Consider the following 24,097-nt stretch of genomic DNA (forward strand, 5'->3'; position numbering starts at 1 on the left):
CCCATTCAAATCAGCGCTTGCCAGCCGGATCCCGCCGCGCGGTCTGCTCGCGCACCCAGTCGCGATACGGCTGGGCGCTGGCGATCACCGGCACCGCGATGATTTCCGGCACTTCGTACGGATGCATGCGCGCGATGGCCTGCATCAGATCATCCATTCGCCCGGCCGTGGTCTTGAAGCACATCGGAATTTCTTCCGCGCCCTCCACTTCCCCCTGCCAGGTGTAGATGGACAGCATGGGCGCGCCGAGGTTCACACAAGCCGCCAATCCTTCCTCTACGACGACATGCGCGATGCGCTTGGCCAGGAGCAGATCGGGGGCATTGCTGACCACCAGGACCATTTCGTCATTGTTCAGCATCCCAGCCTCCATGCATGCTCCGGAAAAGCCGCGCCGTGCGCGCAACAAGCCATTTTATCGGCTGCCGCCGCCGAACCGCGCACGCCTGTTTCCAACCTGGACGGCCTATGTGCCTACTTGCGCTGGCGTCCTGGCGGGACGAGAGCGGGTTCAGGCTGCCCATGGACCCGATAGCCGGTAGATCCAATCATTCTGCCTCCCATCAGGCGGGGCATCGAGCGGCGAAAAAAAACGAGCCCGAAGGCTCGTTTTTCCAGCGCGGCGCAATACCGGTATTACTCGGCCGCTTGCGCTTCGTTTTCCGAAACTTCCGGACGGTCGACCAGTTCCATGAAAGCCATGGGAGCGTTGTCGCCCTGACGGAAGCCCATCTTCAGCACACGGGTATAGCCACCGTTGCGGGAGGCATAACGCGGGCCGATTTCGGCAAACAGCTTGACCACGGCGTCGCGATCGCGCAGACGGGCAAAGGCCAGACGCTTGTTCGCGAGCGTGGGCTCCTTGCCCAGCGTGATCAGGGGTTCGATGACGCGGCGCAGTTCTTTCGCCTTGGGCAGCGTGGTCTTGATCGCTTCGTGAGTGATCAGCGAAACGGCCATGTTGCGAAACATGGCGAGACGGTGACTGCTGGTGCGGTTGAGCTTGCGCAAACCATTACCGTGACGCATGACAATTTCCTTTTGAATCTAAAGACAGCCTCGCGGCCGCCGGGTTATCCGGATCTTCTATCGGCATGGGGTCATGCCGCGGTCCAGTGGTGAAAACGCGGATCCGCCGAAACGGACCCGCAATAAACAACAGAACGATCAGGGACGCTCGAGGCCGACCGGGGGCCAGTTCTCCAGCTTCATGCCCAGCGTCAGACCGCGCGCGGCAAGCACTTCCTTGATTTCGTTCAAGGACTTGCGGCCCAGGTTCGGGGTCTTCAGCAGTTCGTTTTCGGTGCGCTGGATCAGGTCGCCGATGTAGTAGATGTTCTCGGCCTTCAGGCAGTTGGCCGAACGCACGGTCAGTTCCAGGTCATCGACCGGGCGCAGCAGCACGGGGTCGATCTGCGGCGTACCGCGGACCGGGGCTTCGTACGAATCGCCAGCGCCTTCCAGCGCCGCGAACACCGAGATCTGGTCCATCAGGATGCGGGCAGCCTGGCGCACCGCCTCCTCGGGCGAAATCACGCCGTTGGTTTCGATGTCCAGCACCAGCTTGTCCAGGTCGGTACGCTGTTCCACGCGGGCGCTTTCCACCGCATAGCTGACACGGCGTACGGGGCTGAACGAGGCGTCCAGGACGATGCGGCCGATGGTGTGGGTGCGGTCTTCCGACAGCGCGCGCACATTGCCCGGCACGTAACCGCGACCCTTCTCGACCTTGATCTGCATCTCGATCTTGCCGGCTTCGGTCAAGGTGCACAGCACGTGGTTCGGGTTGACGATCTCCACATCGTGCGGCAGCTCGATATCGCTGGCCAGCACCGCGCCTTCGCCTTGCTTGCGCAGCACCAGCGTCACTTCGTCGCGATTGTGCAGCTTGAACACGACGCCTTTCAGGTTCAGCAGGATGTCCACGACATCTTCGCGCACGCCAGCGATGGTCGAATACTCGTGCACGACGCCGGTCATCTGGACTTCCGTCGGCGCATAGCCCGTCATGGACGAGAGCAGGATGCGGCGCAGGGCGTTACCCAGCGTATGACCGTAACCGCGCTCGAAGGGCTCCATGACGATCTTGGCATGGTGAGTCCCAACGGGCTCGACTTCGATGGAGCGCGGTTTCAGAAAACCTTGAGTGGACATTGACTTGTTTCCTTTTCAATACCCTCGGCTCGTTACACCGATAAGGCTGATGGAAGTACAAAAACTCGCCAACCCGCCGTGCCCCAACAGGGCACGGCGGGTTGGCAAGCAGGTAAAACGCAGGATGAACGTGCGATGCGTATCGCGTCGATGGAGCGCCGCGTTGCCGCGGCGCGCCTTATCAACGCGAATACAATTCGACGACCATCGATTCGTTGACGTCGCGAGCAACGTCCGCGCGATCCGGAGCCTGCTTGAAGACACCGGTCATTTTGCTGGTGTCGACGTCGACCCACTGGGGCAGGCCAATGCTGGTGGCCAGATCCAGCGCTTCGCGGATACGGCCTTGCTTCTTGGCCTTCTCACGTACGGCGATCACGTCACCGGCCTTGACCAGGATCGAAGCGATGTCGGCGGTATGGCCGTTCAGTTCGATCGCGCGGTGGCTGACCAGCTGGCGCGCTTCGGCGCGGGTGGAGCCGAAGCCCATGCGGTACACGACGTTGTCCAGACGCGATTCCAGCAGCTGGATCAGCTTTTCGCCGGTATTACCCTTGACGCGATCAGCTTCCTGGAAATACTTGCGGAACTGCTTTTCCAGCACGCCGTACATACGCTTCAGCTTCTGCTTTTCACGCAGCTGCTGGCCATAGTCAGACGTACGGGCACCCGAAGTGCGACCATGCTGGCCGGGCTTGGAATCCAGCTTGCACTTGGAGTCCAGCGAACGGCGGGCGCTCTTCAGGAACAGGTCGGTGCCCTCGCGCCGCGAGAGCTTGCATTTGGGTCCAATATAACGAGCCACGAGGATTCCCCTTAAATACGACGACGCTTGGGCGGACGGCAGCCATTGTGCGGCACGGGCGTGATATCGGCGATGCTCGAGATCTTGATGCCCAGCGCATTCAGCGCGCGTACCGACGACTCACGACCAGGGCCGGGGCCCTTGATGCGGACTTCCAGCGTCTTGATGCCGTATTCCAGCGCAACACGGCCGGCCGTTTCGGCGGCAACCTGCGCCGCGAACGGGGTCGACTTGCGCGAGCCCTTGAAGCCTGCGCCACCGGAGGTCGCCCAGGACAAGGCGTTGCCCTGGCGATCCGTGATGGTGATGATGGTGTTGTTGAAGGACGCGTGGACGTGCGCGATGCCGTCGGATACGTTCTTCTTGACCTTTTTGCGCACGCGCGAGGCGCCGCTGGTGGAAGCTTTCGCCATAATCCTGTTCCTCGATTATTTCTTCAGGGACGCCGCAGCACGACGCGGACCCTTACGGGTACGGGCGTTGGTGCGGGTGCGCTGGCCGCGCACGGGCAAACCGCGCTTATGACGCATGCCACGGTAGGTGCCCAGGTCGATCAGACGCTTGATCGACAGTTGCACTTCGCGGCGCAGGTCGCCTTCAACGGTAAACACACCAACGTGTTCGCGGATACGCTCCAGCTCGGCGTCGGTGAGATCCTTGACCTTTTTGGTAGTGGGCACATTAGCAGCTTCGCAAATCTTGCGGGCGCGCGTACGACCAATGCCAAAAATGGCGGTCAGGCCGATCTCGGCGTGCTGATGCGGCGGAATGTTGATGCCAGCAATACGGGCCATGACTGTTCCTTGAGTATTCTATTGCGTGGAGGCCGAGCGATCAGCCCTGACGCTGCTTGTGCCGCGGGTCGGTGCAGATGACGCGCACCACGCCGTGACGTTTGATGATTTTGCAGTTGCGGCAGATCCGCTTAACCGATGCCAATACTTTCATGGGTGACTCCCTGTTATTCCGTAAATCCGTCCGCCTACTTCGCGCGGAAGACGATCCTGGCTCGCGTCAGGTCATAGGGCGTGAGCTCCACTGTGACCTTATCGCCCGGCAGGATCCGGATGTAATGCATACGCATCTTGCCGGAAATATGGCCCAGCACCACATGGCCGTTTTCAAGCTTGACGCGGAATGTCGCGTTGGGCAGGTTTTCCAGAACCTCGCCCTGCATCTGTATGAATTCGTCCTTCGCCATTTCTTCGCTTAACGCATCGGCAGGTTCGAGTTCGAGCCCTTGAAGTTGGCCTTCTTGAGCAGTGAATCGTACTGGTGGGACATCATGTAGGCCTGAACCTGAGCCATGAAATCCATCGTCACCACGACGATAATCAACAGCGACGTGCCGCCGAAGTAGAACGGCACATTCCAACGCATGACCAGAAATTCGGGGAACAGGCACACCAGGGTGATGTACAGCGCTCCCGCCAGCGTCAGGCGCATCAATATCTTGTCGATATAGCGCGCGGTCTGTTCGCCGGGACGGATGCCAGGGACGAAGGCACCGCTTTTCTTCAGGTTGTCTGCAGTTTCGCGGCTGTTGAAAACCAGGGCCGTGTAGAAAAAGCAGAAGAAAATGATCGCGGCCGAATACAGGGTGATGTACAGCGGCTGACGCGGCGACAACGCGGCGGCCAGGTCACCCAGCCAACGCATGTGCTGGCTGCTGGAGAACCAGCTGGTGATCGTCGCCGGAAACAGGATGATCGACGAAGCGAAGATCGGCGGGATCACGCCGGCCATGTTCAGCTTCAGCGGCAGATGCGAGCTCTGGCCGCCATAGATCTTGTTCCCGACCTGACGCTTGGCGTAGTTGACCGTGATCTTGCGTTGACCGCGTTCCACGAACACCACGAATGCCGTCACCACGATCACCAGGGCGACGATGAACAGCGCCGACAGCACCGACATCGAGTTCGTCCGCACCAGGTCCAGCAAGCCGGCCAGCGCATTGGGCAACCCCGCCACGATACCCGAGAAGATCAGGATGGAAATCCCATTGCCCAATCCCCGCTCGGTGATCTGCTCGCCCAGCCACATGATGAACATGGTGCCGGTCAGCAGGGTGATCACCGTCGTGAAACGGAACAGCATGCCGGGATCCGTGACCAGCCCCGGCTGCGATTCCAGCGCCACCGAAATCCCCACCGCCTGCACCAGCGCCAGCACGACCGTGCCGTAGCGGGTGTACTGCGTGATCTTGCGACGGCCTGCCTCGCCTTCCTTCTTCAGCGCTTCCAGCGATGGGACAACCACCGACATCAGCTGCATGATGATGGACGCCGAGATGTACGGCATGATCCCGAGGGCAAAGATGGAGAACCGCGACAGCGCTCCGCCCGAGAACATGTTGAACAGGCCCAGGATCCCGCCCTGATTCTGCTTGAACAGATCAGCCAGCGCGTCCGGGTTGATGCCCGGCACGGGAATGTGGGTGCCCAGGCGGTAAACCACCAGGGCGAGCACGAGGAATACGAAACGGCGCTTCAGATCGCCGTATCGCGGTCCGGTCTTGCCCAGTGCCTGTGCGTTAGCCACTGATCACCTCTCAGGCGAGCGAGCCGCCCGCGGCCTCGATGGCGGCGCGAGCGCCGGCCGTCGCGGTAATGCCCTTGAGCACGACCTTGCGCGACAGTTCGCCAGACTTGATGACCTTGGCATAGCGGACCTGCTGGCCAATCACACCGGCCTGCTTCAGCACCTGAACGTCGATTTCGTCGACGGGTACTTTTTGCAGCTCGGACAGGCGAACCTCTGCATACAGGTGCTGGCCCAGCGGCGTGAAGCCACGCTTGGGCAGGCGACGCTGCAGCGGCATCTGACCGCCTTCGAAACCGACTTTATGGAAGCCGCCCGAACGCGATTTCTGGCCCTTGTGGCCGCGACCCGCGGTCTTGCCCAGGCCCGAGCCGATACCGCGGCCGACACGGCGCTTGGCGTGCTTGCTGCCTTCGGCGGGCTGTAGCGTGTTGAGTTGAATTTCCGACATCGCGATTCCTTAGACTTCCGTAACGGTGACCAGGTAATCCACAGTACGGATCATCCCGCGCACCTCAGGCGTATCCTGCAGGACGCGCGAGCTATTGATACGGCGCAGGCCCAGGCCGCGCACGGTGTCGCGGTGGGATTGCTTGGTACCGATAACCGAGCGCACCAGGGTGACTTTGATCTGCTTCTGAGCCATGACTTACCCCAGGATCTCTTCGACGGTCTTGCCGCGCTTGGCCGCGACTTCCGACGGAGTCATGGAAGCGCGCAGGCCGTTCAGCGTGGCGCGGACCATGTTGTAAGGATTGCTGGAACCCAGGCTCTTGGCGACGATGTTGCGCACGCCCATCACTTCGAAGATGGCGCGCATCGGGCCGCCGGCGATCACGCCGGTACCTTCGGGAGCCGGGGAAATCAGCACGGTGGAAGCGCCATGCTTGCCGACCACGGTGTGGTACAGGGTGCCGTTCTTCAGGGCAACCTTGAACAGGCCGCGACGAGCCTGTTCCATCGCCTTCTGGACCGACACCGGCACTTCACGCGCCTTGCCCTTGCCCATGCCGATGCGGCCATCGCCGTCACCGACCACGGTCAGCGCGGCGAAGCTCATCGTACGGCCGCCCTTGACCACCTTGCTGACGCGGTTCACCGCGATCATCTTTTCGCGCAGGCCGTCGTCGTTCTCTTTTTCCACGGCGCCTTTGCCTTGTGGTTTAGCCATTTGACTGATCCTCGCTTAGAACTTGAGGCCGGCTTCACGCGCGGCATCGGCCAGCGCCTTCACGCGGCCATGGTAACGGAAGCCCGAGCGATCGAACGCGACCAGCTCGATACCAGCGGCCTTGGCCTTTTCGGCCACGCGCTTGCCCACCAGTTCGGCTGCGGCCTTGTTGCCGCCGCGACCGGTTTGGCCGGCGAGCTGGTTGCGCACTTCGGCTTCCAACGTGGAAGCGCTGACCAGCACGCGGTCGCCTTCCGGCGAAATGATGTTCGCGTAGATGTGCAGGTTCGAGCGGAAGATCGACAGGCGATGAACGCGCAGTTCGGTGATCTTCCGGCGGGTCGGAACCGCACGACGCAAACGAGATACTTTCTTGTCCATGATTCGTCCTTGCGTCCGCCGTTACTTCTTCTTGGTTTCTTTGATGATGACGCGTTCATCCGCATAGCGCACGCCCTTGCCCTTGTAGGGTTCGGGTTTGCGGTAAGCGCGGATCTTGGCCGCCTGTTGGCCCACTTCCTGCAGATCGGCTCCGCTGAGGATGATTTCCGTAGGAGTGGGACATTTCGCACTGACACCCTTGGGGAGCGCGTGCTCGATGTCATGCGAGAAACCGAGTTGCAATTTGACGACGTCGCCTTGCACAGCGGCGCGGTAACCCACGCCCACCAGGTTCAGCTTGCGTTCGAAACCCTTGCTGACGCCGGTAACCATATTCGCGACCAGCGCGCGCACCGTGCCCGACATGGCATTGGCGTGGCGGCTTTCGTTCGCCGCGACGAAGGTCAGTTTGCCTTCGTCCAGCTTGACCGTAACGTCGCCGGTCAGCGCCTGCACCAGCGTGCCCAGCGGACCCTTGACGGTGATCTGGTCTTCCTTCAACGCCACTTCGACGTTCTTCGGCACTTCGACCGGGTATTTGGCTATACGTGACATTCGACTCTCCTTAGGCCACGTAGCACAGGACTTCGCCGCCCACGCCATTGGCGCGCGCCTTGCGGTCCGTCATGACGCCGCGAGAGGTCGACACGATGGCAACGCCCAGGCCGTTCATGACCTCGGGAATGTTGCTGCGTCCCTTGTAGATACGCAGGCCGGGGCGCGAGACGCGTTCGATGCGCTCGATAACCGGACGGCCGGCGTAGTATTTCAGGGCGATCTCGAGCTCAGGCTTGGCCTGCGTGCCCTTGACCTGGAAACCATCGATATAGCCCTCGTCCTTCAGCACGGCAGCAATGGCCGCCTTCAGCTTCGAGGACGGCATGGTCACCGTGACTTTGTCAACTTGCTGCGCATTGCGAATGCGGGTCAGCATATCGGCGATCGGATCGCTCATGCTCATATTTGTTCTCCTACCAGCTGGCCTTGGTGATGCCGGGGATTTCACCCTTCATCGCCATTTCGCGAAGTTTGTGGCGCGTGAGGCCGAACTTGCTGAACACGCCACGCGCACGACCCGTAACCACGCAGCGATTGCGCTGGCGGGTGGGATTTGCGTTGCGCGGCAGCTGTTGCAGCTTGAGCCGAGCTTGGTAACGTTCTTCGTCAGTCTTGGACTGATCGTCGATGATCGCCTTCAATGCGGCGCGCTTGGCGGCGAATTTGTCAGCCAGCTTGGCACGCTTGATGTCGCGATTGATGAGTGAGAGTTTGGCCACGTCATCGTCCCTTAATTACGAAACGGGAAGCTGAACGCCGTCAACAGCGCCTTGGCTTCTTCGTCGGTCTTGGCAGTGGTGGTGATGCTGATGTTCAGCCCACGCAACGCGTCGATCTTGTCGTACTCGATTTCGGGGAAAATGATCTGCTCTTTCACCCCGATGTTGTAGTTGCCACGGCCATCGAAAGCACGGCCGGACACGCCACGGAAGTCGCGCACACGCGGAAAGGCCACGGCGACCAGGCGATCCAGGAAGTCGTACATCCGTTCGCCGCGCAGGGTCACCATGCAGCCGATCGGATAGTTCTCACGGATCTTGAAGCCGGCGATAGCCTTGCGGGTCTTGGTGATCACGGGCTTCTGGCCGGCGATCTTCGTCAGATCCGACACGGCGTGCTCGATCACTTTCTTGTCGGCCACGGCTTCGGACACGCCCATGTTCAGCGTGATCTTGGTGATGCGCGGCACTTCCATCGAGCTCTTGTAACCGAACTTGGTCTTGAGCTCGCCGACGATCTTGTCGCGATACAGGTCTTGCAGACGAGTCATGTCTTACGCTCCTTACGCCTTGGCGCCGACTTCGGCACCATTGGAACGGAAGACGCGCACCTTGCGGCCATCGACTTCCTTGACGCCGACACGGTCGCCCTTGCCCGTTGCCGGGTTGAACAGCGCGACGTTCGAAATATGGATCGGCATCGTCTTTTCGATGATGCCGCCGGGATTGTTGGCCATGGGATTCGGCTTGGTGTGCTTTTTGACGACGTTCACGCCCTCAACCAGCACATAGTCGGCGCTCACGACCTGCAGCACCGTGCCACGACGCTTCCTGTCGCGGCCGGTCAGGACGATGACTTCGTCACCTTTGCGGATATTGTTCATCGAGGGCTCCTTACAGCACTTCGGCGGCCAGCGACACGATCTTCATGAACTGCTCGGTACGCAGCTCGCGCGTCACGGGTCCGAAGATGCGGGTGCCGATCGGTTCCTTCTTGGCGTTCAGCAGAACGGCGGCGTTGCCGTTGACGCCCGGGAAACGGATCAGTGAGCCGTCCTTGCGGCGCACGCCGCTGGCGGTGCGCACCACCACGGCGTTGTAGATTTCGCCCTTCTTGACACGGCCGCGCGGCGCGGCGTCGATGACGCTGACTTTGATGATGTCGCCGATACCGGCATAACGGCGCTTGGATCCGCCGAGCACCTTGATGCACCGCACTCGGCGCGCACCAGTGTTGTCGGCCACGTCCAGCGTGGTCTGCATTTGGATCATGATTTTTCCTGTTCCAACTTAACGAAAAGTGCCGCTGCCGCCCCAGTGTCGCCAGCCTTTGCAGGCCGCCGCGATGGCGCGGGCAAAACCGCTCTTTTCGTCAGTTTTGGTCCCGTAAGGGTTTGATAACCCCGGTCCGCCCGGCGATTCCCGACGAAGATCCCAACACCGCTTGCCGGGCGCCCCTGGATTTGAATCCCGGGAACTGAACCCACACAGCGGCTGCTGCGAACCCGCGCCTTGAATCTGGACGAAACCAGAGCTGGTATCCTGCGGATTTCCCCAAGCGCCACCTGGATCCGTTCGCGTCGGGTTTGGCCCTGACGCCTGTAGACCTGGAGGTTCTTCGGGAAAGCTAGCAATTCTAGCGCGCCGGCCAGTCCCGTGCAAGTGGCTTCTTCAATTATCTCCGTAGTAGCCTTTTTCCCACAGCTCGTGGTTGGCCTTGGATTGGCGGATCTCGGACGTCATGGGCGCCAGAGCCAGTACCAGCCGGTTCAGCCAGCTGACCGGCCAGCGGCACGGGCGGTCGAAATCGATGAACAGCACTGCCCGCAGCCCGTCGGTGTCGTTGTGGACCTGGTGCGGGTACAGGTCGTCGAACACGACCGCCCGGCCTTCCTGCCACACATAGCGCTGGCCGTTCACCTCGATCCAGCAGCGCTCCCGCGGTTCCGGCACGACCAGGGCCAAATGCAGCCGCAGGACGCCGTTATAAGGGCCCCGGTGCGGCGGTATGCGCTTGCCGGGCTCCAGGATGGAGAAGAAGGCGGTGCGTATCCCTGGTATTGCAGCGATGGCCTGCGCCGTGGCGGGACATCGCGCCAGGTTGCGCTCGGCCCGCAGGCCGTAGGCCATGAACACGAAGGTCTTCCACTGGCGATCGGTGGTGATGGTCGCGACGTCCGGCGACAGTTCATGGAAGGCCGGCAGCTTGTCACGGTCGCGCAGGATTTCCCGCAGTTCAGCCCGGATGTCGGGCGCGCGGGCTTCCAGCGCGGGCAGCCAGGGAAAGGCGGCATTATCGAAGATGGGGTGATCCCCTACCAGGGACGCGCGCGCGATCGCGTTGTGCAGGGCGTCCACGACGGCGAAAAAGGCGCGGGAAAACAGGGACGGGGAATTTCGGGGCGGAGCGGTGTCGAGTGGCTGCACAGTATTAGGCGATGATGTCGTTCGCTAATCAGATCCGGCAACGTCCCGCTTGGACCACCGGCGCGGCCTGGGGGCCTTTCCCTAGCCCGGGACCCGCCCATCAAGACGCCTCTTTATTGACGGCCGAAGCCCTGCAGGGTTCCGTGTCGCAGAGGATAATACCGCGACTGGTACTCCGACCTGACAGGCCCCGTCCGGCCAGTTTCCGGCACGCGGCGCGATGAAGGGCCCGGTATAGACTGACGATGACGCGGCCTCTGCCGCATCCAATCTTCCAACGAGGGATGACAGCATGTACGAACAGTTGGCGTTGTATATCGATGGCGAATTCCTATCCGGCGATGGCCGGCAGAGCCAGGACGTGACCAATCCGGCCACGCTGGAAGTCCTGGGCAAACTGCCGCACGCCAACGAGGCTGACCTCGATCGCGCCCTGCAGTCGGCGCAGCGGGCGTTCGAGTCCTGGCGCCGTACATCCCCGATGGAACGCTCGCGCATCCTGCGCAAGGTCGCCGAACTGTCGCGCGAACGCGCCCAGGAGATCGGCCGCAACATGACCATGGACCAGGGCAAGCCACTGGCCGAGGCCGTGCTGGAAGTGACCAGCTGCTCGGAACACTGCGAATGGCATGCGGAGGAATGCCGCCGGATCTACGGCCGTGTGATCCCGCCGCGCAACCCCGACGTGCGGCAGTTTGTGGTGCGCGAGCCCATCGGCGTGTGTGCCGCCTTCACGCCCTGGAACTTCCCGTACAACCAGGCCATCCGCAAGGTCGCCGCGGCCCTGGGCGCCGGTTGCACCATCATCCTGAAGGGCCCGGAAGACTCGCCCAGCGCGGTCATGGCCATCGCCCGCATGTTCCATGACGCCGGCCTACCCCCCGGCTGCCTGAACATCGTCTGGGGCGAGCCAGCCAAGATTTCGGAATACCTGATCCGTTCGCCCATCGTGCGCAAGATCTCCTTCACGGGCTCCGTCCCGGTCGGCAAGCACCTGGCTGCCCTGGCCGGCGCGCACATGAAGCGCAGCACCATGGAACTGGGCGGCCATTCGCCGGTGCTGGTGTTCGACGATGCCGACATCGATCGCGCGGCGGAAATGCTGGCCCGCTTCAAGATCCGCAACGCGGGACAGGTCTGCGTGTCGCCCACCCGCTTCTATGTGCAGAAGGGCGCCTACGACAAGTTCCTGTCGCGCTTCACCGATGTGCTGAAGAACATCAAGGTGGGCAATGGGCTGGAAGCGGGCACGGAGATGGGCCCCCTGGCGCACGAGCGCCGGGTGCCCACCATGACCCGCTTCGTCGAGGACGCCGTGGAAAAAGGCGCCAAGGTGGTGCTGGGCGGCGCGCCGATCGAACGCGCGGGCCATTTCTTCGCGCCCACGGTCATCACGGACCTGCCCGAGGACGCCATGCTGATGACGGAAGAACCATTCGGGCCGTTGGCCCCGGTGGTGCCCTTCACGGACACCGACGAAGTCATCAAGCGCGCCAACAGCCTGCCTTTCGGCCTATCGTCGTACGTGTTCACCAATTCGCTGAAGACCGCCACCAAGGTGTCGAATGCGCTGGAGGCGGGCATGGTCAACATCAACCACTTTGGCAGCGCCTTGGCGGAAACGCCGTTCGGCGGCGTCAAGGACAGTGGCATCGGCAGCGAAGGCGGGACGGAGACCTTCGACGGCTACTTGGTGACGAAGTTCATCACGCATATCTGATCGGACCATCCGGTCGGGCCTGGCGCACGGAATCTTCATCCGCGCTGCCGTGCCGCCGGATGACGGGCTTGCCCTGGCCTGGCCGGTAGTCGGGATTCATCAGCTGGTGAAACTTGCGCAGCCTGGTATCGAGATCGATACCAGGCGGTATGGACTCGCCGTCGCCGCTTGCGGAGGCGTCCGTCAATGACGGACTCCAGCTGCCGAGCAGCTTGTCCACGGTGCCCTCGGCCCATGCGACGTCCTTGTCCGGGTAGTGGCGGCGCAAGGCCTGGACCAGGGGCTCATAGTCGCCGCTGCGCTTCAGGCTCTCTATATGGCCTCTTACCAGCTCGGGATAACGCCCTCGATCCATCAGGTGCAGCAGGACGGCGTCCACGACGATGGCTCCCGCCGGTTCGTCGGGCGTGTGGATATAGGCCGGTTCGAATAGCTTTCGAAGGCGTTCGCCGGCCCGTGCCGATGGCCCTTCCTCGGCCCATTCCTGCAGGACGCGCGATATGGCATCCGCGCGCTGCCAGGTGCTCAGTTCGCTGCTGCGGAACACCCGGATCAATTCGACTCCGAAATCCGGCGTCAAGAGGGCCCCAACGACAGGCTCGCGCGAAGCCGGCACGGTGGCCTGCGCGTCGCGCGCCGAGCGCTGCAAGCGGTAAGGCGTGACGCCTATCCGTGGATCCTTGCCGCCCAGGATGGCGAAGATTTCGCCCCAATCGATCCTTGCCTTGGACACGCCGCCGTCCGGCGCAGCTGCCTTCGCGCGATCGCCGGCTTGCCTGGGCGTGGCGACATAGCCATCCAGACGATCGAACCAGGCGCACCCTGGTGCCCGGGTGTGGTGGGTAGCGGCGCAGGATAAGGCGGCTGGGCTTTCGGTGCGCGCGATCAGCGGTGGCACAGCGACAGAGAAGTCATCGGCAACCGGCACGCCGGCGGCGAACTCACCAGAGACCGTGGCCGCCGCGGGCATGCGCATCGTATAGTCGCTGGCGGATTCGTCGGCGGCCGAAGGCAAGCCCGAACCGCGATCGGCCCCCCCCGTTGCAACGGGGGCGCTACCCGCATCGGCCGAACGCCGCGCGCGGTGGGCGCCCATGGCGGACGCCGCCTCGTCCCGGATAGGGATATCGAAAGACGCGGGCGGCTGCTTGCCACGGGGCACCGCCGTGAAGGCCTGGTACGCACCCGCTAACGCGGCCAGGCTCGTGGCGGCGGCGATGGATTCGCGCTTCGCACCAGCCTCGGCATCGGCGACGGCAAGCGCTTGAACTGGCGCCGTGATGCCGGTCTGAACTTCCACCATGACACTCTCCTCAGATAAACGTGGGAATTTTCTGAGTACGAATGCCTCGGCTGCCGTTCCACCCGCAGGGACGAAGACGTCCCGCTCGCCAAACCGCCGTCCGGCATGGCGGTGGCGACGGCTTCCTGCCAAGAAACGACAAACCCCCGGCAGAACCGGGGGTTTGTCTACAGACTGCCAAGGGCGATGCCCCTGGTTTCATTCTTCCCGCACCCTGCCGTTATCTACCTGCGGACAGGCGATATCGGCGGGGGCATGCGCTCTCCTCGGGCGAACCTGCCCCGGGGAAGGCGCCGGCTTCAGATCACGCGAGCGGCTTCGACCAGACGCACCACGCTCCAGGACTTGGAGCGGGAGATCGGGCGGCCTTCCGCGATTTCCACGGTGTCGCCTTCATTGATCTGGTTGGTTTCGTCGTGCGCCTTGTACTTGTTCGAGCGCATGACGATCTTGCCGTAGATCGGGTGCTTCACGCGGCGTTCGACCAGGACGACAACGGTCTTGTCCATCTTGTTGGACACGACCTTGCCGACCAGCGTGCGCTTGCGCTTGGCTTGTTGGGTGTTTTGCGTTTCGCTCATGATCATTTCCCTGCCTTCTGGGTCAGCACGGTGCGGACGCGCGCAATATCCTTGCGCACTTTGCCCAGCTGGCTGGTGTTGGCAAGTTGCTGCGTGGCCTTCTGCATGCGCAGACCAAATTGGGCTCGGAGCAGGCTTTCGAGTTCTTTCTGCAGCTCGGCGGCGTCTTTCGAGCGGAGTTCACTGGCTTTCATTTAGGACTCCTTAAGCACCGATGTGACGCGCAACGAACGTCGTCGAAATCGGCAGCTTCGCGGCGGCCAGGCGGAAAGCTTCGCGTGCGAGCTCTTCGCTGACCCCTTCCATTTCATAGAGCACCTTGCCGGGCTGGATCTCGGCGACCCAGTATTCCGGGTTGCCCTTACCGTTACCCATACGGACTTCGGCCGGCTTCTGCGAAATCGGCTTGTCCGGGAAGATGCGGATCCAGATACGACCGCCACGCTTGATGTGACGGTTGATGGCACGACGGGCGGCTTCGATCTGGCGGGCGGTCAGGCGGCCGCGACCGGTCGCCTTCAGGCCGTATTCGCCGAACGACACGTTCGTGCCGCGCGTGGCCAGGCCGGTATTACGGCCCTTCTGCTCTTTGCGATACTTTCTGCGTGAGGGTTGCAGCATGATTATTCTCCTTCAGGCGCCGGGGCAGCATCCGCCTTGCGGGGACCGCGGCCACGACCGCCACCGCCGCCGGGGCGTCCAGGACGACCGCCGTCAGGACGGTCGCCACGCGGGGCGCGACGCGGACGACGCTCTTCTTCGCGGGGCGCGGCGGTCTCGGGCGGCAGTTCGCCGTTGGCCAGCATGTCGCCCTTGTAGACCCAGACCTTGATGCCGATCACACCGTAGGTGGTATGGGCTTCCGAGGTGCCGTAGTCGATGTTCGCCTTCAGCGTGTGCAGCGGCACACGGCCTTCGCGATACCATTCGGTGCGCGCGATTTCGATGCCGTTCAAACGGCCCGAGCTCATGATCTTGATGCCCTGGGCACCCAGACGCATGGCGTTCTGCATGGCACGCTTCATGGCACGGCGGAACATGATCCGCTTTTCCAGCTGCTGCGAGATCGAATCGGCGATCAGCTGCGCGTCGGTTTCCGGCTTGCGGATTTCCTCGATGTTGACGTGCACGGGCACGCCCATCAGACGCTGCAGATCGGCCTTCAGGCTTTCGATATCCTCGCCGCGCTTGCCGATGACGACACCGGGACGCGCCGAGTACACCGTGATGCGGGCGTTCTTGGCCGGACGTTCGATGACCACGCGACCGACGGAAGCGCTCTTGAGCTTCTTCTTCAGGTACTCGCGCACGCGAATGTCTTGGGCGAGCATGCCGCCGAAAGCCTTGTCGTCAGCGTACCAACGCGAGGACCAGTTACGGGTAACCGCGAGGCGGAACCCAGTGGGGTGAATTTTCTGACCCATCGTGACTCCTTAGGCGCCGACCTTGACCGTGATGTGGCAGGTCTGCTTCTCGATACGATTGCCGCGGCCTTTGGCGCGAGCCGAGAAGCGCTTCAGCGACTGAGCCTTGTCCACGTAAATCGTGGTCACTTTCAGCTCGTCGATGTCGGCACCGTCGTTGTGCTCTGCATTGGCGATGGCGGACTCGACAGCCTTCTTCAGGATGCCGGCGGCCTTCTTGGGGGAGAAGGTAAGGATGTTCAACGCTTGCGCGACCGACTTGCCACGGATCATGTCCGCGACCAGACGGGTCTTCTGCGCCGAGATGTGAACACCACGGATAATGGCAGTCGTTTCCATCGCTTACCTCTTGGCCTTCTTGTCCGCCGCGTGACCCTTGAAAGTACGGGTCAGCGCGAACTCGCCCAGTTTGTGACCGACCATGTTCTCGTTGATATAAACGGGAACGTGCTGCTTGCCGTTGTGCACAGCGATCGTCAGCCCGATGAACTCGGGCAGGATCGTGGAACGGCGCGACCAGGTCTTGATCGGTTTCTTGTCTTTGACCGCGACAGCCGTATCCACCTTCTTGATCAGATGCGAATCGACAAACGGGCCTTTCTTGATCGAACGTGACATAGTGTTCGCCTCTTACTTGCGCTTGCGCCGTTGGACGATCATGTTGTTCGTCCGCTTGTTGCGACGGGTCTTGAAACCCTTCGACGGAGTGCCCCAAGGGCTGACCGGCTCGCGAGCTTCGCCGGTACGGCCTTCGCCGCCACCGTGCGGGTGATCGACCGGGTTCATGGCAACGCCACGAACCGTCGGACGCACACCGCGCCAACGCATCGCACCGGCCTTGCCGATCTGGCGCAGGCTGTGTTCTTCATTACCGACTTCGCCGATGGTGGCGCGGCACTCGATGTGCACGCGACGCACTTCGCCGGAACGCAGGCGGACCTGGGCGTAGGTACCTTCGCGGGCCAGCAGCACGGCGGACGCGCCGGCCGAGCGGGCCATCTGGGCACCCTTGCCCGGCAGCATCTCGATGCAGTGGATCGTGGTACCGACCGGGATGTTGCGGATAGGCAGCGTGTTGCCGGCGCGGATCGGGGCTTCGATACCCGACACCAGCGAGGCACCAACTTCCAGGCCACGGGGCGCGATGATGTAGCGACGCTCGCCGTCGGCGTAGCACAGCAGTGCCAGGTGCGCCGTACGGTTGGGGTCGTATTCCAGGCGCTCGACCTTGGCGGGGATGCCGTCCTTGTCGCGACGGAAGTCGACGACACGGTAATGCTGCTTGTGGCCGCCGCCACGATGGCGGACGGTGATATGGCCGTTGTTGTTACGGCCCGAGCCGCGCTTCTTCTTTTCGAGCAGAGAAGCGACCGGCGCGCCCTTGTGCAGGTTCGGGCTGACGACCTTCACCATGCCGCGACGGCCGGCGGAGGTCGGTTTCATTTTTACGAGGGCCATTTACTTCACCTCCGCAAAGTCGATTTCCTGGCCTTCCTTGAGCGATACGTAGGCCTTGCGCTCGTTGCGGCGGCGACCCATGAACCGGCCAAAGCGCTTGACTTTGCCTTTGCGATTGAGGACCTGCACGGACTCGACCTGCACCTTGAAGAGCAGTTCGACGGCAGCCTTGATTTCCGGCTTGGTGGCCGTGTCGACCACGCGGAAAGCGACTTGCTGGTTTTTCTCGGCGACGAACGTGGCCTTTTCGGTCACGATCGGAGCCAGGAGCACCTGCATCAAGCGTTCGGTGTTCATCCCAGCATCTCCTCGAGTTGAGCGATGGCCGGCTTGGTGATCAGCACTTTACGATAGTGGATCAGCGACAGCGGATCGGCATAACGCGGTTCGACCACGGCAACGTGCGGCAGGTTGCGGGTGGCGAGGTAAACATTTTCATCGACGCTATCGGTGATGATCAGCACCGAATCCAGGCCCAGGTCCTTCAGCTTGGCCGCGGCCAGCTTGGTCTTGGGCGTGTCCAGCGTGAACGTATCGACGACGGCGATGCGGTCTTCGCGAGCCAGCTGCGACAGGATCGAGCGGATCCCGGCACGGTACATCTTCTTGTTGACCTTCTGGCTGAAGTTCTCTTCGGGCGAGTTCGGGAAAATCCGGCCGCCCCCACGCCACAGCGGCGACGAGGTCATACCGGCGCGAGCGCGGCCGGTACCCTTCTGGCGCCAGGGCTTCTTGGTGCTGTGCTTGACTTCCGAACGGTCCTTCTGGGCACGGTTGCCGCTGCGGGCATTGGCCTGGAAAGCCACGACGACCTGGTGGATCAGCGCTTCGTTGTAGTCGCGACCGAAAACGGTGTCGGGCGCGCTGAACGTCGCGGCCTGACCTTGTTCATTCAGGAGCTTGAGTTCCATGGTGCTTACGCTCCCTTCTTGGCCGGGGCCTTGATGGCCGGACGCACGACGACATCCGCGCCCTTGTGGCCAGGGACGGCGCCCTTGACCAGCAGCAGGCCGCGCTCGGCGTCGACGCGCACCACGTCCAGGTTCTGGACGGTACGGGTGACATCGCCCAGGTGACCGGACATGCGCTTGCCGGGGAAGATCCGGCCGGGATCCTGCGCCTGGCCGATCGAGCCGGGCACGCGGTGCGAACGCGAGTTACCGTGCGACGCACGCTGCGAGCCGAAGTGGTGGCGCTTGATCGTGCCGGCGAAACCCTTACCGATGGTGGTGCCGGTGACGTCGACCTGCTGGCCGGCTTCGAACAGGCTTTCCACGGCGATGACCGCGCCAGGCGCGAATTCAGCGGCGCGGGCGGGATCGAGGCGGAATTCCTTCAGGACGCTGCCGGCTTCAACGCCGGCCTTGGCGTAGTGGCCCGTCTGGGCCTTGGTCACGCGCGAGGCACGGCGCGTGCCGTAAGTCACCTGGACCGCGGCGTAGCCGTCGGCTTCCGGGGACTTCACCTGGGTCACTCGGTTGTTGGACACGTCCAGCACGGTCACCGGGATGGATTCGCCTTCCTCGGTGAAAATGCGGGTCATGCCGACCTTGCGACCCACCAGCCCGAGCCGGAAAGCGGCGGGCGTGGGTGTCGAATTCGACATCGTTTTCTCCATTCCCGACTGCGATTGGTCGGGGCTAATCGGGCAAGGTAACGGCTTGCCCTACAGTTATCGGCGTCGCCACGCACACATGGCATACAGACGCCATGGCGCATAACTACGCACGCATGCACTTCCCTGCCAAAAATGGCAAGTTTGCGAGTATAGCGGTTTTCGCGGGCATCACGCAAGCGCTGCGGCCCAACACGCGGCATATGCGCCACGGACCACGACAAAAGCACATGGCCGCCGATATCTGCATACCGGCGGCCATGGTTGCGTCGGGGACGCGCGTCGATTACTCCAGCGCGATTTCGACGTCCACGCCGGCGGCCAGGTCCAGGCGCATCAGCGCATCGACGGTCTTGTCGGTGGGATCGACGATGTCCATCAGGCGCTGATGGGTACGGATTTCGAACTGGTCGCGCGACGTCTTGTTGACGTGCGGCGAACGCAGCACATCGTAGCGGCGGATGCGCGTGGGCAGCGGCACCGGGCCGCGCACGACGGCACCGGTACGCTTCGCCGTGTCGACGATTTCAGCAGCCGACTGGTCGATCAGCTTGTAATCGAACGCTTTCAGGCGGATGCGGATTTTCTGGTTTTTCATGGTGTTTCCTAAAGAACGAGATGCGGGGCGGACCAGGCGGCGGAGCCGCCCCGCGGCGTCGGGAAATTACTTGAGGATCTTGGCGACGACGCCGGCGCCCACGGTACGACCGCCTTCGCGAATGGCGAAGCGCAGGCCTTCTTCCATGGCGATCGGCGCCAGCAGCTTGACCACCATCGACACGTTATCGCCCGGCAGAACCATTTCCTTGTCCTTGGGCAGCTCGATCGTGCCGGTCACGTCCGTCGTGCGGAAGTAGAACTGCGGACGATAGCCGTTGAAGAACGGCGTGTGACGGCCGCCTTCTTCCTTGGACAGGATGTACACCTCGGCGTCAAAGTCCGTGTGCGGCGTGATCGAACCCGGCTTGGCCAGCACCTGGCCACGCTCGACTTCCTCACGCTTGGTGCCGCGCAGCAGAATACCCACGTTGTCACCGGCCTGGCCCTGATCCAGCAGCTTGCGGAACATTTCCACGCCCGTGCACGTCGTCTTCACCGTCGGCTTGATCCCGACGATTTCGATTTCTTCGCCGACCTTGACGATCCCGCGCTCGATACGACCCGTCACCACCGTGCCACGGCCAGAGATCGAGAACACGTCTTCCACCGGCATCAGGAACGTACCGTCGACCGCGCGCTCGGGCGTCGGAATGTACGTGTCCAGCGCCTCGGCCAGCTTCAGAATCGCCTGCTCGCCCAGCTCGCCCTTGTCGCCTTCGAGCGCCAGCTTGGCCGAACCCTTCACGATCGGCGTGTCATCGCCCGGAAAGTCGTACTTCGACAGCAGCTCGCGCACTTCCATTTCCACCAGCTCGAGCAGCTCCGCGTCATCCACCATGTCCGCCTTGTTCAGGAACACGATGATGTACGGCACGCCCACCTGGCGGCTCAGCAGAATGTGCTCGCGCGTCTGCGGCATCGGGCCGTCCGCGGCCGACACCACCAGGATCGCGCCGTCCATCTGCGCCGCACCCGTGATCATGTTCTTCACATAGTCCGCGTGCCCCGGGCAGTCAACGTGCGCGTAGTGACGCGTCTGCGTTTCGTATTCCACGTGCGCCGTGTTGATCGTGATACCGCGCGCCTTCTCTTCCGGCGCCGCGTCGATCTGGTCGTACGCCTTCGCTTCGCCGCCGAACTTCGTCGACAGCACCGTCGTGATCGCCGCCGTCAACGTCGTTTTGCCGTGGTCCACGTGACCGATCGTACCCACGTTCACGTGCGGCTTGGTACGTTCAAACTTGCCTTTTGCCATGATCTTCTATCCTTTGAACTTTCAAGGAACTCGGTAATTGCGGCGCCCCGGCACAGCCGGGGCGGATCGCGGATGATTTACTTGGTGCGGGCTGCGATAACTTCGTCCGCCACGTTCTTCGGTGCTTCAGCGTACTGCTTGAATTCCATCGTGTACGTGGCACGGCCTTGGGTCTGCGAACGCAGGCTGGTCGAGTAGCCGAACATTTCGGCCAGCGGAACTTCGGCCTTGATGATCTTGCCACCGCCAGGGATATCGTCCATCCCTTGTACCATGCCGCGGCGGGACGACAGGTCGCCCATGACCGTACCGGCATAGTCTTCCGGGGTTTCGACTTCAACGTGCATCATGGGCTCCAGCAGCACCGGAGACGCCTTGCGCATACCTTCCTTGAAGGCCATCGAAGCGGCCATGCGGAACGCGTTTTCGTTCGAGTCCACGTCGTGGTACGAACCGAAGAACAGCGTCGCCTTGACGTCCACGACGGGATAGCCCGCCAGGATGCCGGACGGCAGCGAATCGACGATACCCTTTTCGACCGCGGGGATGTATTCGCGAGGAACCACGCCGCCCTTGATGGCATCGACGAATTCGAAGCCGGCGCCGCCCGGGGGCAGCGGTTCCAGCTTGATGACCACGTGGCCGTACTGGCCGCGGCCGCCGGACTGCTTGACGAACTTGCCTTCGGCTTCGTCGCAGCTCTTGCGGATGGTTTCGCGGTACGCCACCTGGGGCTTGCCGACGTTGGCTTCCACGCCGAATTCGCGCTTCATGCGATCGACCAGGATTTCCAGGTGCAGTTCGCCCATGCCGGAAATGATGGTCTGGCCCGATTCTTCATCGGTACGCACGCGGAACGACGGATCTTCCTGCGCCAGGCGCGACAGCGCCATGCCCATCTTTTCCTGGTCGCTCTTGGACTTGGGTTCCACAGCCTGCGAAATCACGGGCTCGGGGAACTCCATGCGCTCCAGCAGGATGTGCGAATCGATATCGCACAGCGTTTCGCCGGTCGTCACGTCCTTCAGGCCCACGACGGCGGCGATGTCGCCGGCCAGAACTTCCTTGATTTCCTCGCGGTTGTTCGCGTGCATCTGCAGGATGCGGCCGATACGTTCCTTCTTGCCCTTGATGGGGTTGTAGACGGTATCGCCGGACTTCAGCACGCCCGAATACACGCGCACGAAAGTCAGCTGCCCGACGAACGGGTCGCTCATCAGCTTGAACGCCAGCGCGGAGAACTTTTCCGTGTCGTCGGCCTTGCGGTTGATCGCATTGCCGTCGTCGTCCTGGCCGTCGACCGGGGGGATGTCCACGGGCGAAGGCAGGTAGTCGATGACCGCGTCCAGCATGCGCTGCACACCCTTGTTCTTGAAGGCGGTACCGCAGAGCATCGGCTGGATTTCGCCGGCGATGGTGCGCGAACGGATGCCCTGGTTGATTTCCTCTTCCGAGAGCTCACCCGTTTCCAGGTACTTGTTCATCAGCTCTTCGGACGATTCCGCGGCGGATTCCACCAGCTTTTCGCGCCATTCCTCGGCGGACGACTGCAGCTCGGCCGGGATGTCGACGTAGTCGAACTTGGTGCCCTGGCTGGCCTCGTCCCAAATGATGGCCTTCATCTTGATCAAGTCCACCACGCCCGTGAATCCGTCCTCGGCACCGATGGGGATCACGATGGGCACGGGGTTGGCACGCAGGCGCGTCTTCAGCTGGTCGTAGACCTTGAAGAAGTTGGCGCCGGTGCGGTCCATCTTGTTGACGAAGGCAAGGCGGGGCACGCCGTACTTGTTGGCCTGGCGCCAGACGGTTTCGGACTGCGGCTGCACACCACCCACCGCGCAATACACCATGCACGCGCCATCGAGCACGCGCATGGAACGCTCGACTTCAATGGTGAAGTCCACGTGTCCCGGGGTGTCGATGATGTTGATGCGGTGCTCGGGATAGTTGCCGGCCATGCCACGCCAGAAGGCGGTCGTCGCGGCGGACGTGATCGTGATGCCGCGTTCCTGCTCCTGTTCCATCCAGTCCATGGTGGCAGCGCCGTCGTGGACTTCGCCAATCTTGTGATTGACGCCGGTGTAGAACAGGATGCGTTCCGTCGTGGTGGTCTTCCCTGCATCGATGTGCGCAGAGATGCCGATGTTGCGATAGCGCTCGATGGGGGTTTTGCGAGCCATGATTGATAAATCCTTTGATTACCAGCGGAAATGGCTGAAAGCCTTGTTGGCTTCGGCCATCTTGTGCGTGTCTTCGCGCTTCTTCATCGCGGCGCCGCGACCTTCCGACGCATCGAGCAGTTCGCCAGCCAGGCGCAGGTCCATCGACTTTTCGCCACGCTTCTTGGCGGCTTCGCGCAGCCAGCGCATGGCCAGGGCCAGGCGGCGCACGGGGCGCACTTCAACCGGCACTTGGTAGTTGGCGCCGCCGACGCGGCGGCTCTTCACTTCGACGATGGGCTTGATGTTGTTGATGGCGGTGCTGAAGACTTCCAGCGGATCCTTGCCGCTCTTGCTTTGCACCTGCTCCAGGGCACCGTAGACGATGCGCTCGGCGACGGCCTTCTTGCCGTCCAGCATCACAACGTTCATGAACTTGGCGAGCTCGACGCTGCCGAACTTGGGATCGGGCAGGATCTCGCGCTTGGGGACTTCGCGACGACGGGGCATTTCTTGCTTCCTTGTGTCAGTTCAGTTGAACCACGGCCTGCGCCATGGCCACGGCCATCCAAACGGGATGACCACTTACGTGCCGCGCCAAACCGGGCGCGGCTGCACGGTGGCGGGCGGCCTGCCGCCCACCGGTACTTATTGCCACGCGGACGCCATGGCGGCCTTGCGGCCGCGGCGTGCGTGGATCGGCGATGGCCCTGCGTTATCCACGCAGGCCCGCGCCCTATCAGGCCTTCTTCGGACGCTTGGCGCCGTACTTCGAACGGGCCTGCTTGCGATCCTTCACGCCTTGCAGGTCCAGGGAGCCGCGGACGATGTGGTAGCGCACGCCCGGCAGATCCTTCACACGACCGCCGCGCACCAGCACGACGGAGTGTTCCTGCAGGTTGTGGCCTTCGCCGCCAATGTACGAAATGACTTCGTAGCCATTGGTCAGGCGAACCTTGGCGACCTTACGCAGAGCGGAGTTCGGCTTCTTGGGGGTGGTGGTGTACACACGGGTGCACACACCGCGTCGCTGAGGGCAATTTTCGAGCGCGGGGCTCTTGCTCTTCACGATGCTGACTTCGCGCGGCTTGCGCACGAGTTGGCTGATGGTAGGCATGACCTTTGAAATCCCTTTTACGTACCACTGGTAAGTACTTTCGTACTCGCCCCCACCGCCGCGGCGGCCTGCTGCCGCGGTTCACAGGGGAGGCAGTTCGCGCAAA

At 62.5% G+C, this 24,097-nt stretch carries 37 protein-coding genes; 1 reads left to right on the forward strand and 36 read right to left on the reverse strand.

The window, feature by feature from the left end; all coding sequences use genetic code 11:
• Positions 1-10: 10 nt before the first annotated feature.
• The 20 genes from cutA to AKI39_RS24410 all read right to left on the reverse strand — a co-directional run bounded on the left by cutA (position 11) and on the right by AKI39_RS24410 (position 10,756).
• Positions 11-361: a divalent-cation tolerance protein CutA gene (gene cutA, locus AKI39_RS24315; protein ID WP_066641753.1), complete on the reverse strand. Its 351-nt coding sequence runs from the start codon at positions 359-361 to the stop codon at positions 11-13.
• A 275-nt stretch (positions 362-636) separates the two neighbouring features.
• A complete protein-coding gene (gene rplQ, locus AKI39_RS24320) occupies positions 637-1,029 on the reverse strand; it encodes a 50S ribosomal protein L17 (RefSeq protein ID WP_066641755.1) in 393 nt (130 codons plus the stop codon).
• Positions 1,030-1,167: 138 nt separating this feature from the next.
• A complete protein-coding gene (locus AKI39_RS24325; RefSeq protein ID WP_066641757.1) occupies positions 1,168-2,154 on the reverse strand; it encodes a DNA-directed RNA polymerase subunit alpha in 987 nt (328 codons plus the stop codon).
• Positions 2,155-2,335: 181 nt separating this feature from the next.
• Positions 2,336-2,959, reverse strand: a complete 624-nt coding sequence (gene rpsD, locus AKI39_RS24330; protein ID WP_066641759.1) for a 30S ribosomal protein S4 — start codon at positions 2,957-2,959, stop codon at positions 2,336-2,338.
• Positions 2,960-2,970: 11 nt separating this feature from the next.
• A complete protein-coding gene (gene rpsK / locus AKI39_RS24335) occupies positions 2,971-3,372 on the reverse strand; it encodes a 30S ribosomal protein S11 (RefSeq protein WP_006216516.1) in 402 nt (133 codons plus the stop codon).
• A 15-nt stretch (positions 3,373-3,387) separates the two neighbouring features.
• On the reverse strand, positions 3,388-3,753 hold the full coding sequence (gene rpsM / locus AKI39_RS24340) for a 30S ribosomal protein S13 (RefSeq protein ID WP_066357338.1): 366 nt from the start codon (positions 3,751-3,753) through the stop codon (positions 3,388-3,390).
• 40 nt (positions 3,754-3,793) lie between these two features.
• The gene (gene rpmJ, locus AKI39_RS24345) at positions 3,794-3,907 is read right to left on the reverse strand and encodes a 50S ribosomal protein L36 (protein WP_066357345.1); all 114 of its coding nucleotides are present in this window, start codon (positions 3,905-3,907) and stop codon (positions 3,794-3,796) included.
• Positions 3,908-3,941: 34 nt separating this feature from the next.
• A complete protein-coding gene (infA, locus tag AKI39_RS24350) occupies positions 3,942-4,160 on the reverse strand; it encodes a translation initiation factor IF-1 (protein ID WP_066357346.1) in 219 nt (72 codons plus the stop codon).
• An 8-nt stretch (positions 4,161-4,168) separates the two neighbouring features.
• Positions 4,169-5,500 carry a preprotein translocase subunit SecY gene (gene secY / locus AKI39_RS24355; protein WP_066641761.1) on the reverse strand — a complete coding sequence of 444 codons (1,332 nt, stop codon included), beginning with the start codon at positions 5,498-5,500 and terminating at the stop codon, positions 4,169-4,171.
• A 10-nt stretch (positions 5,501-5,510) separates the two neighbouring features.
• The gene (gene rplO, locus AKI39_RS24360; RefSeq protein WP_066641762.1) at positions 5,511-5,951 is read right to left on the reverse strand and encodes a 50S ribosomal protein L15; all 441 of its coding nucleotides are present in this window, start codon (positions 5,949-5,951) and stop codon (positions 5,511-5,513) included.
• A gap of 9 nt (positions 5,952-5,960) precedes the next feature.
• Positions 5,961-6,146: a 50S ribosomal protein L30 gene (gene rpmD / locus AKI39_RS24365; protein WP_066357352.1), complete on the reverse strand. Its 186-nt coding sequence runs from the start codon at positions 6,144-6,146 to the stop codon at positions 5,961-5,963.
• Positions 6,147-6,149: 3 nt separating this feature from the next.
• On the reverse strand, positions 6,150-6,671 hold the full coding sequence (gene rpsE / locus AKI39_RS24370; RefSeq protein WP_066641764.1) for a 30S ribosomal protein S5: 522 nt from the start codon (positions 6,669-6,671) through the stop codon (positions 6,150-6,152).
• Positions 6,672-6,686: 15 nt separating this feature from the next.
• Complete coding sequence (gene rplR, locus AKI39_RS24375; protein ID WP_066641767.1) at positions 6,687-7,052, reverse strand: 50S ribosomal protein L18; 366 nt, start codon at positions 7,050-7,052, stop codon at positions 6,687-6,689.
• A gap of 21 nt (positions 7,053-7,073) precedes the next feature.
• Positions 7,074-7,607 (reverse strand): 50S ribosomal protein L6, encoded by a 534-nt coding sequence (rplF, locus tag AKI39_RS24380; protein WP_066641768.1) that lies wholly within the window; start codon positions 7,605-7,607, stop codon positions 7,074-7,076.
• A gap of 10 nt (positions 7,608-7,617) precedes the next feature.
• Positions 7,618-8,013 carry a 30S ribosomal protein S8 gene (gene rpsH, locus AKI39_RS24385; RefSeq protein ID WP_066641769.1) on the reverse strand — a complete coding sequence of 132 codons (396 nt, stop codon included), beginning with the start codon at positions 8,011-8,013 and terminating at the stop codon, positions 7,618-7,620.
• Positions 8,014-8,023: 10 nt separating this feature from the next.
• Positions 8,024-8,329 (reverse strand): 30S ribosomal protein S14, encoded by a 306-nt coding sequence (gene rpsN, locus AKI39_RS24390; RefSeq protein WP_066641770.1) that lies wholly within the window; start codon positions 8,327-8,329, stop codon positions 8,024-8,026.
• Between the two features lie 11 nt (positions 8,330-8,340).
• Positions 8,341-8,880 carry a 50S ribosomal protein L5 gene (rplE, locus tag AKI39_RS24395; protein WP_066641772.1) on the reverse strand — a complete coding sequence of 180 codons (540 nt, stop codon included), beginning with the start codon at positions 8,878-8,880 and terminating at the stop codon, positions 8,341-8,343.
• A gap of 12 nt (positions 8,881-8,892) precedes the next feature.
• Positions 8,893-9,213 (reverse strand): 50S ribosomal protein L24, encoded by a 321-nt coding sequence (gene rplX / locus AKI39_RS24400; protein WP_066641774.1) that lies wholly within the window; start codon positions 9,211-9,213, stop codon positions 8,893-8,895.
• Positions 9,214-9,223: 10 nt separating this feature from the next.
• The gene (gene rplN, locus AKI39_RS24405) at positions 9,224-9,601 is read right to left on the reverse strand and encodes a 50S ribosomal protein L14 (RefSeq protein ID WP_066357374.1); all 378 of its coding nucleotides are present in this window, start codon (positions 9,599-9,601) and stop codon (positions 9,224-9,226) included.
• 399 nt (positions 9,602-10,000) lie between these two features.
• The gene (locus tag AKI39_RS24410; protein ID WP_066641778.1) at positions 10,001-10,756 is read right to left on the reverse strand and encodes an aspartyl/asparaginyl beta-hydroxylase domain-containing protein; all 756 of its coding nucleotides are present in this window, start codon (positions 10,754-10,756) and stop codon (positions 10,001-10,003) included.
• A 292-nt stretch (positions 10,757-11,048) separates the two neighbouring features.
• Between AKI39_RS24410 and AKI39_RS24415 the strand changes: the two genes are divergently transcribed.
• Positions 11,049-12,476, forward strand: a complete 1,428-nt coding sequence (locus AKI39_RS24415; protein ID WP_066641779.1) for an NAD-dependent succinate-semialdehyde dehydrogenase — start codon at positions 11,049-11,051, stop codon at positions 12,474-12,476.
• On the opposite strand, the gene AKI39_RS24420 is transcribed toward AKI39_RS24415, so the two are convergent.
• The 16 genes from AKI39_RS24420 to rpsL form a co-directional block, all read right to left on the reverse strand.
• Positions 12,463-13,779, reverse strand: coding sequence for a hypothetical protein (locus AKI39_RS24420; protein WP_066641780.1), 1,317 nt, complete (start codon positions 13,777-13,779; stop codon positions 12,463-12,465). The genes AKI39_RS24415 and AKI39_RS24420 overlap by 14 nt on opposite strands.
• A 299-nt stretch (positions 13,780-14,078) precedes the next feature.
• A complete protein-coding gene (gene rpsQ / locus AKI39_RS24425) occupies positions 14,079-14,360 on the reverse strand; it encodes a 30S ribosomal protein S17 (RefSeq protein ID WP_066641788.1) in 282 nt (93 codons plus the stop codon).
• Positions 14,361-14,362: 2 nt separating this feature from the next.
• Positions 14,363-14,554, reverse strand: a complete 192-nt coding sequence (gene rpmC / locus AKI39_RS24430; RefSeq protein WP_066641789.1) for a 50S ribosomal protein L29 — start codon at positions 14,552-14,554, stop codon at positions 14,363-14,365.
• A 10-nt stretch (positions 14,555-14,564) separates the two neighbouring features.
• The gene (gene rplP, locus AKI39_RS24435) at positions 14,565-14,981 is read right to left on the reverse strand and encodes a 50S ribosomal protein L16 (RefSeq protein ID WP_066357379.1); all 417 of its coding nucleotides are present in this window, start codon (positions 14,979-14,981) and stop codon (positions 14,565-14,567) included.
• A 2-nt stretch (positions 14,982-14,983) separates the two neighbouring features.
• The gene (rpsC, locus tag AKI39_RS24440; protein WP_066641790.1) at positions 14,984-15,784 is read right to left on the reverse strand and encodes a 30S ribosomal protein S3; all 801 of its coding nucleotides are present in this window, start codon (positions 15,782-15,784) and stop codon (positions 14,984-14,986) included.
• A 9-nt stretch (positions 15,785-15,793) separates the two neighbouring features.
• On the reverse strand, positions 15,794-16,123 hold the full coding sequence (gene rplV / locus AKI39_RS24445; protein WP_066641792.1) for a 50S ribosomal protein L22: 330 nt from the start codon (positions 16,121-16,123) through the stop codon (positions 15,794-15,796).
• Positions 16,124-16,126: 3 nt separating this feature from the next.
• Positions 16,127-16,402: a 30S ribosomal protein S19 gene (gene rpsS / locus AKI39_RS24450; protein ID WP_066641797.1), complete on the reverse strand. Its 276-nt coding sequence runs from the start codon at positions 16,400-16,402 to the stop codon at positions 16,127-16,129.
• A 12-nt stretch (positions 16,403-16,414) separates the two neighbouring features.
• Positions 16,415-17,242: a 50S ribosomal protein L2 gene (gene rplB / locus AKI39_RS24455; RefSeq protein ID WP_066641799.1), complete on the reverse strand. Its 828-nt coding sequence runs from the start codon at positions 17,240-17,242 to the stop codon at positions 16,415-16,417.
• Complete coding sequence (gene rplW / locus AKI39_RS24460) at positions 17,243-17,539, reverse strand: 50S ribosomal protein L23 (protein ID WP_066641800.1); 297 nt, start codon at positions 17,537-17,539, stop codon at positions 17,243-17,245.
• Positions 17,536-18,153 (reverse strand): 50S ribosomal protein L4, encoded by a 618-nt coding sequence (gene rplD, locus AKI39_RS24465; RefSeq protein ID WP_066641801.1) that lies wholly within the window; start codon positions 18,151-18,153, stop codon positions 17,536-17,538. The genes rplW and rplD overlap by 4 nt, the downstream gene beginning before the upstream one ends.
• A 5-nt stretch (positions 18,154-18,158) precedes the next feature.
• Positions 18,159-18,848 (reverse strand): 50S ribosomal protein L3, encoded by a 690-nt coding sequence (gene rplC, locus AKI39_RS24470; RefSeq protein ID WP_066641802.1) that lies wholly within the window; start codon positions 18,846-18,848, stop codon positions 18,159-18,161.
• A gap of 295 nt (positions 18,849-19,143) precedes the next feature.
• Positions 19,144-19,455: a 30S ribosomal protein S10 gene (gene rpsJ, locus AKI39_RS24475; protein WP_066357409.1), complete on the reverse strand. Its 312-nt coding sequence runs from the start codon at positions 19,453-19,455 to the stop codon at positions 19,144-19,146.
• A 66-nt stretch (positions 19,456-19,521) separates the two neighbouring features.
• A complete protein-coding gene (gene tuf, locus AKI39_RS24480; protein ID WP_066641803.1) occupies positions 19,522-20,712 on the reverse strand; it encodes an elongation factor Tu in 1,191 nt (396 codons plus the stop codon).
• Positions 20,713-20,789: 77 nt separating this feature from the next.
• A complete protein-coding gene (gene fusA, locus AKI39_RS24485) occupies positions 20,790-22,895 on the reverse strand; it encodes an elongation factor G (protein ID WP_066641804.1) in 2,106 nt (701 codons plus the stop codon).
• Between the two features lie 18 nt (positions 22,896-22,913).
• Positions 22,914-23,384 carry a 30S ribosomal protein S7 gene (rpsG, locus tag AKI39_RS24490; RefSeq protein ID WP_066641805.1) on the reverse strand — a complete coding sequence of 157 codons (471 nt, stop codon included), beginning with the start codon at positions 23,382-23,384 and terminating at the stop codon, positions 22,914-22,916.
• 229 nt (positions 23,385-23,613) lie between these two features.
• Positions 23,614-23,991 carry a 30S ribosomal protein S12 gene (gene rpsL / locus AKI39_RS24495; protein ID WP_066641807.1) on the reverse strand — a complete coding sequence of 126 codons (378 nt, stop codon included), beginning with the start codon at positions 23,989-23,991 and terminating at the stop codon, positions 23,614-23,616.
• Positions 23,992-24,097 lie beyond the last annotated feature (106 nt).

It is taken from the genome of Bordetella sp. H567 (assembly GCF_001704295.1).
In the GTDB taxonomy this organism is placed as follows: Bacteria; Pseudomonadota; Gammaproteobacteria; order Burkholderiales; family Burkholderiaceae_B; genus Bordetella_C.

Coding starts and splice junctions, on each gene's coding strand:
- rpsJ (WP_066357409.1), bottom strand. CDS start 19,455: ATGAAAAACCAGAAAATCCGCATCCGCCTGAAAGCGTTCGATTACAAG.
- rpsQ (WP_066641788.1), bottom strand. CDS start 14,360: ATGAGCGAAACGCAAAACACCCAACAAGCCAAGCGCAAGCGCACGCTG.
- rplP (WP_066357379.1), bottom strand. CDS start 14,981: ATGCTGCAACCCTCACGCAGAAAGTATCGCAAAGAGCAGAAGGGCCGT.
- tuf (WP_066641803.1), bottom strand. CDS start 20,712: ATGGCAAAAGGCAAGTTTGAACGTACCAAGCCGCACGTGAACGTGGGT.
- rplC (WP_066641802.1), bottom strand. CDS start 18,848: ATGTCGAATTCGACACCCACGCCCGCCGCTTTCCGGCTCGGGCTGGTG.
- rpsH (WP_066641769.1), bottom strand. CDS start 8,013: ATGAGCATGAGCGATCCGATCGCCGATATGCTGACCCGCATTCGCAAT.
- infA (WP_066357346.1), bottom strand. CDS start 4,160: ATGGCGAAGGACGAATTCATACAGATGCAGGGCGAGGTTCTGGAAAAC.
- rpsC (WP_066641790.1), bottom strand. CDS start 15,784: ATGGGTCAGAAAATTCACCCCACTGGGTTCCGCCTCGCGGTTACCCGT.
- rplE (WP_066641772.1), bottom strand. CDS start 8,880: ATGACTCGTCTGCAAGACCTGTATCGCGACAAGATCGTCGGCGAGCTC.
- rpsL (WP_066641807.1), bottom strand. CDS start 23,991: ATGCCTACCATCAGCCAACTCGTGCGCAAGCCGCGCGAAGTCAGCATC.
- rpsM (WP_066357338.1), bottom strand. CDS start 3,753: ATGGCCCGTATTGCTGGCATCAACATTCCGCCGCATCAGCACGCCGAG.
- fusA (WP_066641804.1), bottom strand. CDS start 22,895: ATGGCTCGCAAAACCCCCATCGAGCGCTATCGCAACATCGGCATCTCT.
- AKI39_RS24420 (WP_066641780.1), bottom strand. CDS start 13,779: ATGGTGGAAGTTCAGACCGGCATCACGGCGCCAGTTCAAGCGCTTGCC.
- rplV (WP_066641792.1), bottom strand. CDS start 16,123: ATGGAAACGACTGCCATTATCCGTGGTGTTCACATCTCGGCGCAGAAG.
- AKI39_RS24415 (WP_066641779.1), top strand. CDS start 11,049: ATGTACGAACAGTTGGCGTTGTATATCGATGGCGAATTCCTATCCGGC.
- rplX (WP_066641774.1), bottom strand. CDS start 9,213: ATGAACAATATCCGCAAAGGTGACGAAGTCATCGTCCTGACCGGCCGC.
- rpsS (WP_066641797.1), bottom strand. CDS start 16,402: ATGTCACGTTCGATCAAGAAAGGCCCGTTTGTCGATTCGCATCTGATC.
- rpmD (WP_066357352.1), bottom strand. CDS start 6,146: ATGGCTCAGAAGCAGATCAAAGTCACCCTGGTGCGCTCGGTTATCGGT.
- rplQ (WP_066641755.1), bottom strand. CDS start 1,029: ATGCGTCACGGTAATGGTTTGCGCAAGCTCAACCGCACCAGCAGTCAC.
- rpsG (WP_066641805.1), bottom strand. CDS start 23,384: ATGCCCCGTCGTCGCGAAGTCCCCAAGCGCGAGATCCTGCCCGATCCC.
- rpsK (WP_006216516.1), bottom strand. CDS start 3,372: ATGGCGAAAGCTTCCACCAGCGGCGCCTCGCGCGTGCGCAAAAAGGTC.
- AKI39_RS24325 (WP_066641757.1), bottom strand. CDS start 2,154: ATGTCCACTCAAGGTTTTCTGAAACCGCGCTCCATCGAAGTCGAGCCC.
- rplF (WP_066641768.1), bottom strand. CDS start 7,607: ATGTCACGTATAGCCAAATACCCGGTCGAAGTGCCGAAGAACGTCGAA.
- rpmJ (WP_066357345.1), bottom strand. CDS start 3,907: ATGAAAGTATTGGCATCGGTTAAGCGGATCTGCCGCAACTGCAAAATC.
- rplB (WP_066641799.1), bottom strand. CDS start 17,242: ATGGCCCTCGTAAAAATGAAACCGACCTCCGCCGGCCGTCGCGGCATG.
- rplO (WP_066641762.1), bottom strand. CDS start 5,951: ATGTCGGAAATTCAACTCAACACGCTACAGCCCGCCGAAGGCAGCAAG.
- rpmC (WP_066641789.1), bottom strand. CDS start 14,554: ATGAAAGCCAGTGAACTCCGCTCGAAAGACGCCGCCGAGCTGCAGAAA.
- rplN (WP_066357374.1), bottom strand. CDS start 9,601: ATGATCCAAATGCAGACCACGCTGGACGTGGCCGACAACACTGGTGCG.
- rplW (WP_066641800.1), bottom strand. CDS start 17,539: ATGAACACCGAACGCTTGATGCAGGTGCTCCTGGCTCCGATCGTGACC.
- rplD (WP_066641801.1), bottom strand. CDS start 18,153: ATGGAACTCAAGCTCCTGAATGAACAAGGTCAGGCCGCGACGTTCAGC.
- cutA (WP_066641753.1), bottom strand. CDS start 361: ATGCTGAACAATGACGAAATGGTCCTGGTGGTCAGCAATGCCCCCGAT.
- rpsE (WP_066641764.1), bottom strand. CDS start 6,671: ATGGCTAAACCACAAGGCAAAGGCGCCGTGGAAAAAGAGAACGACGAC.
- rplR (WP_066641767.1), bottom strand. CDS start 7,052: ATGGACAAGAAAGTATCTCGTTTGCGTCGTGCGGTTCCGACCCGCCGG.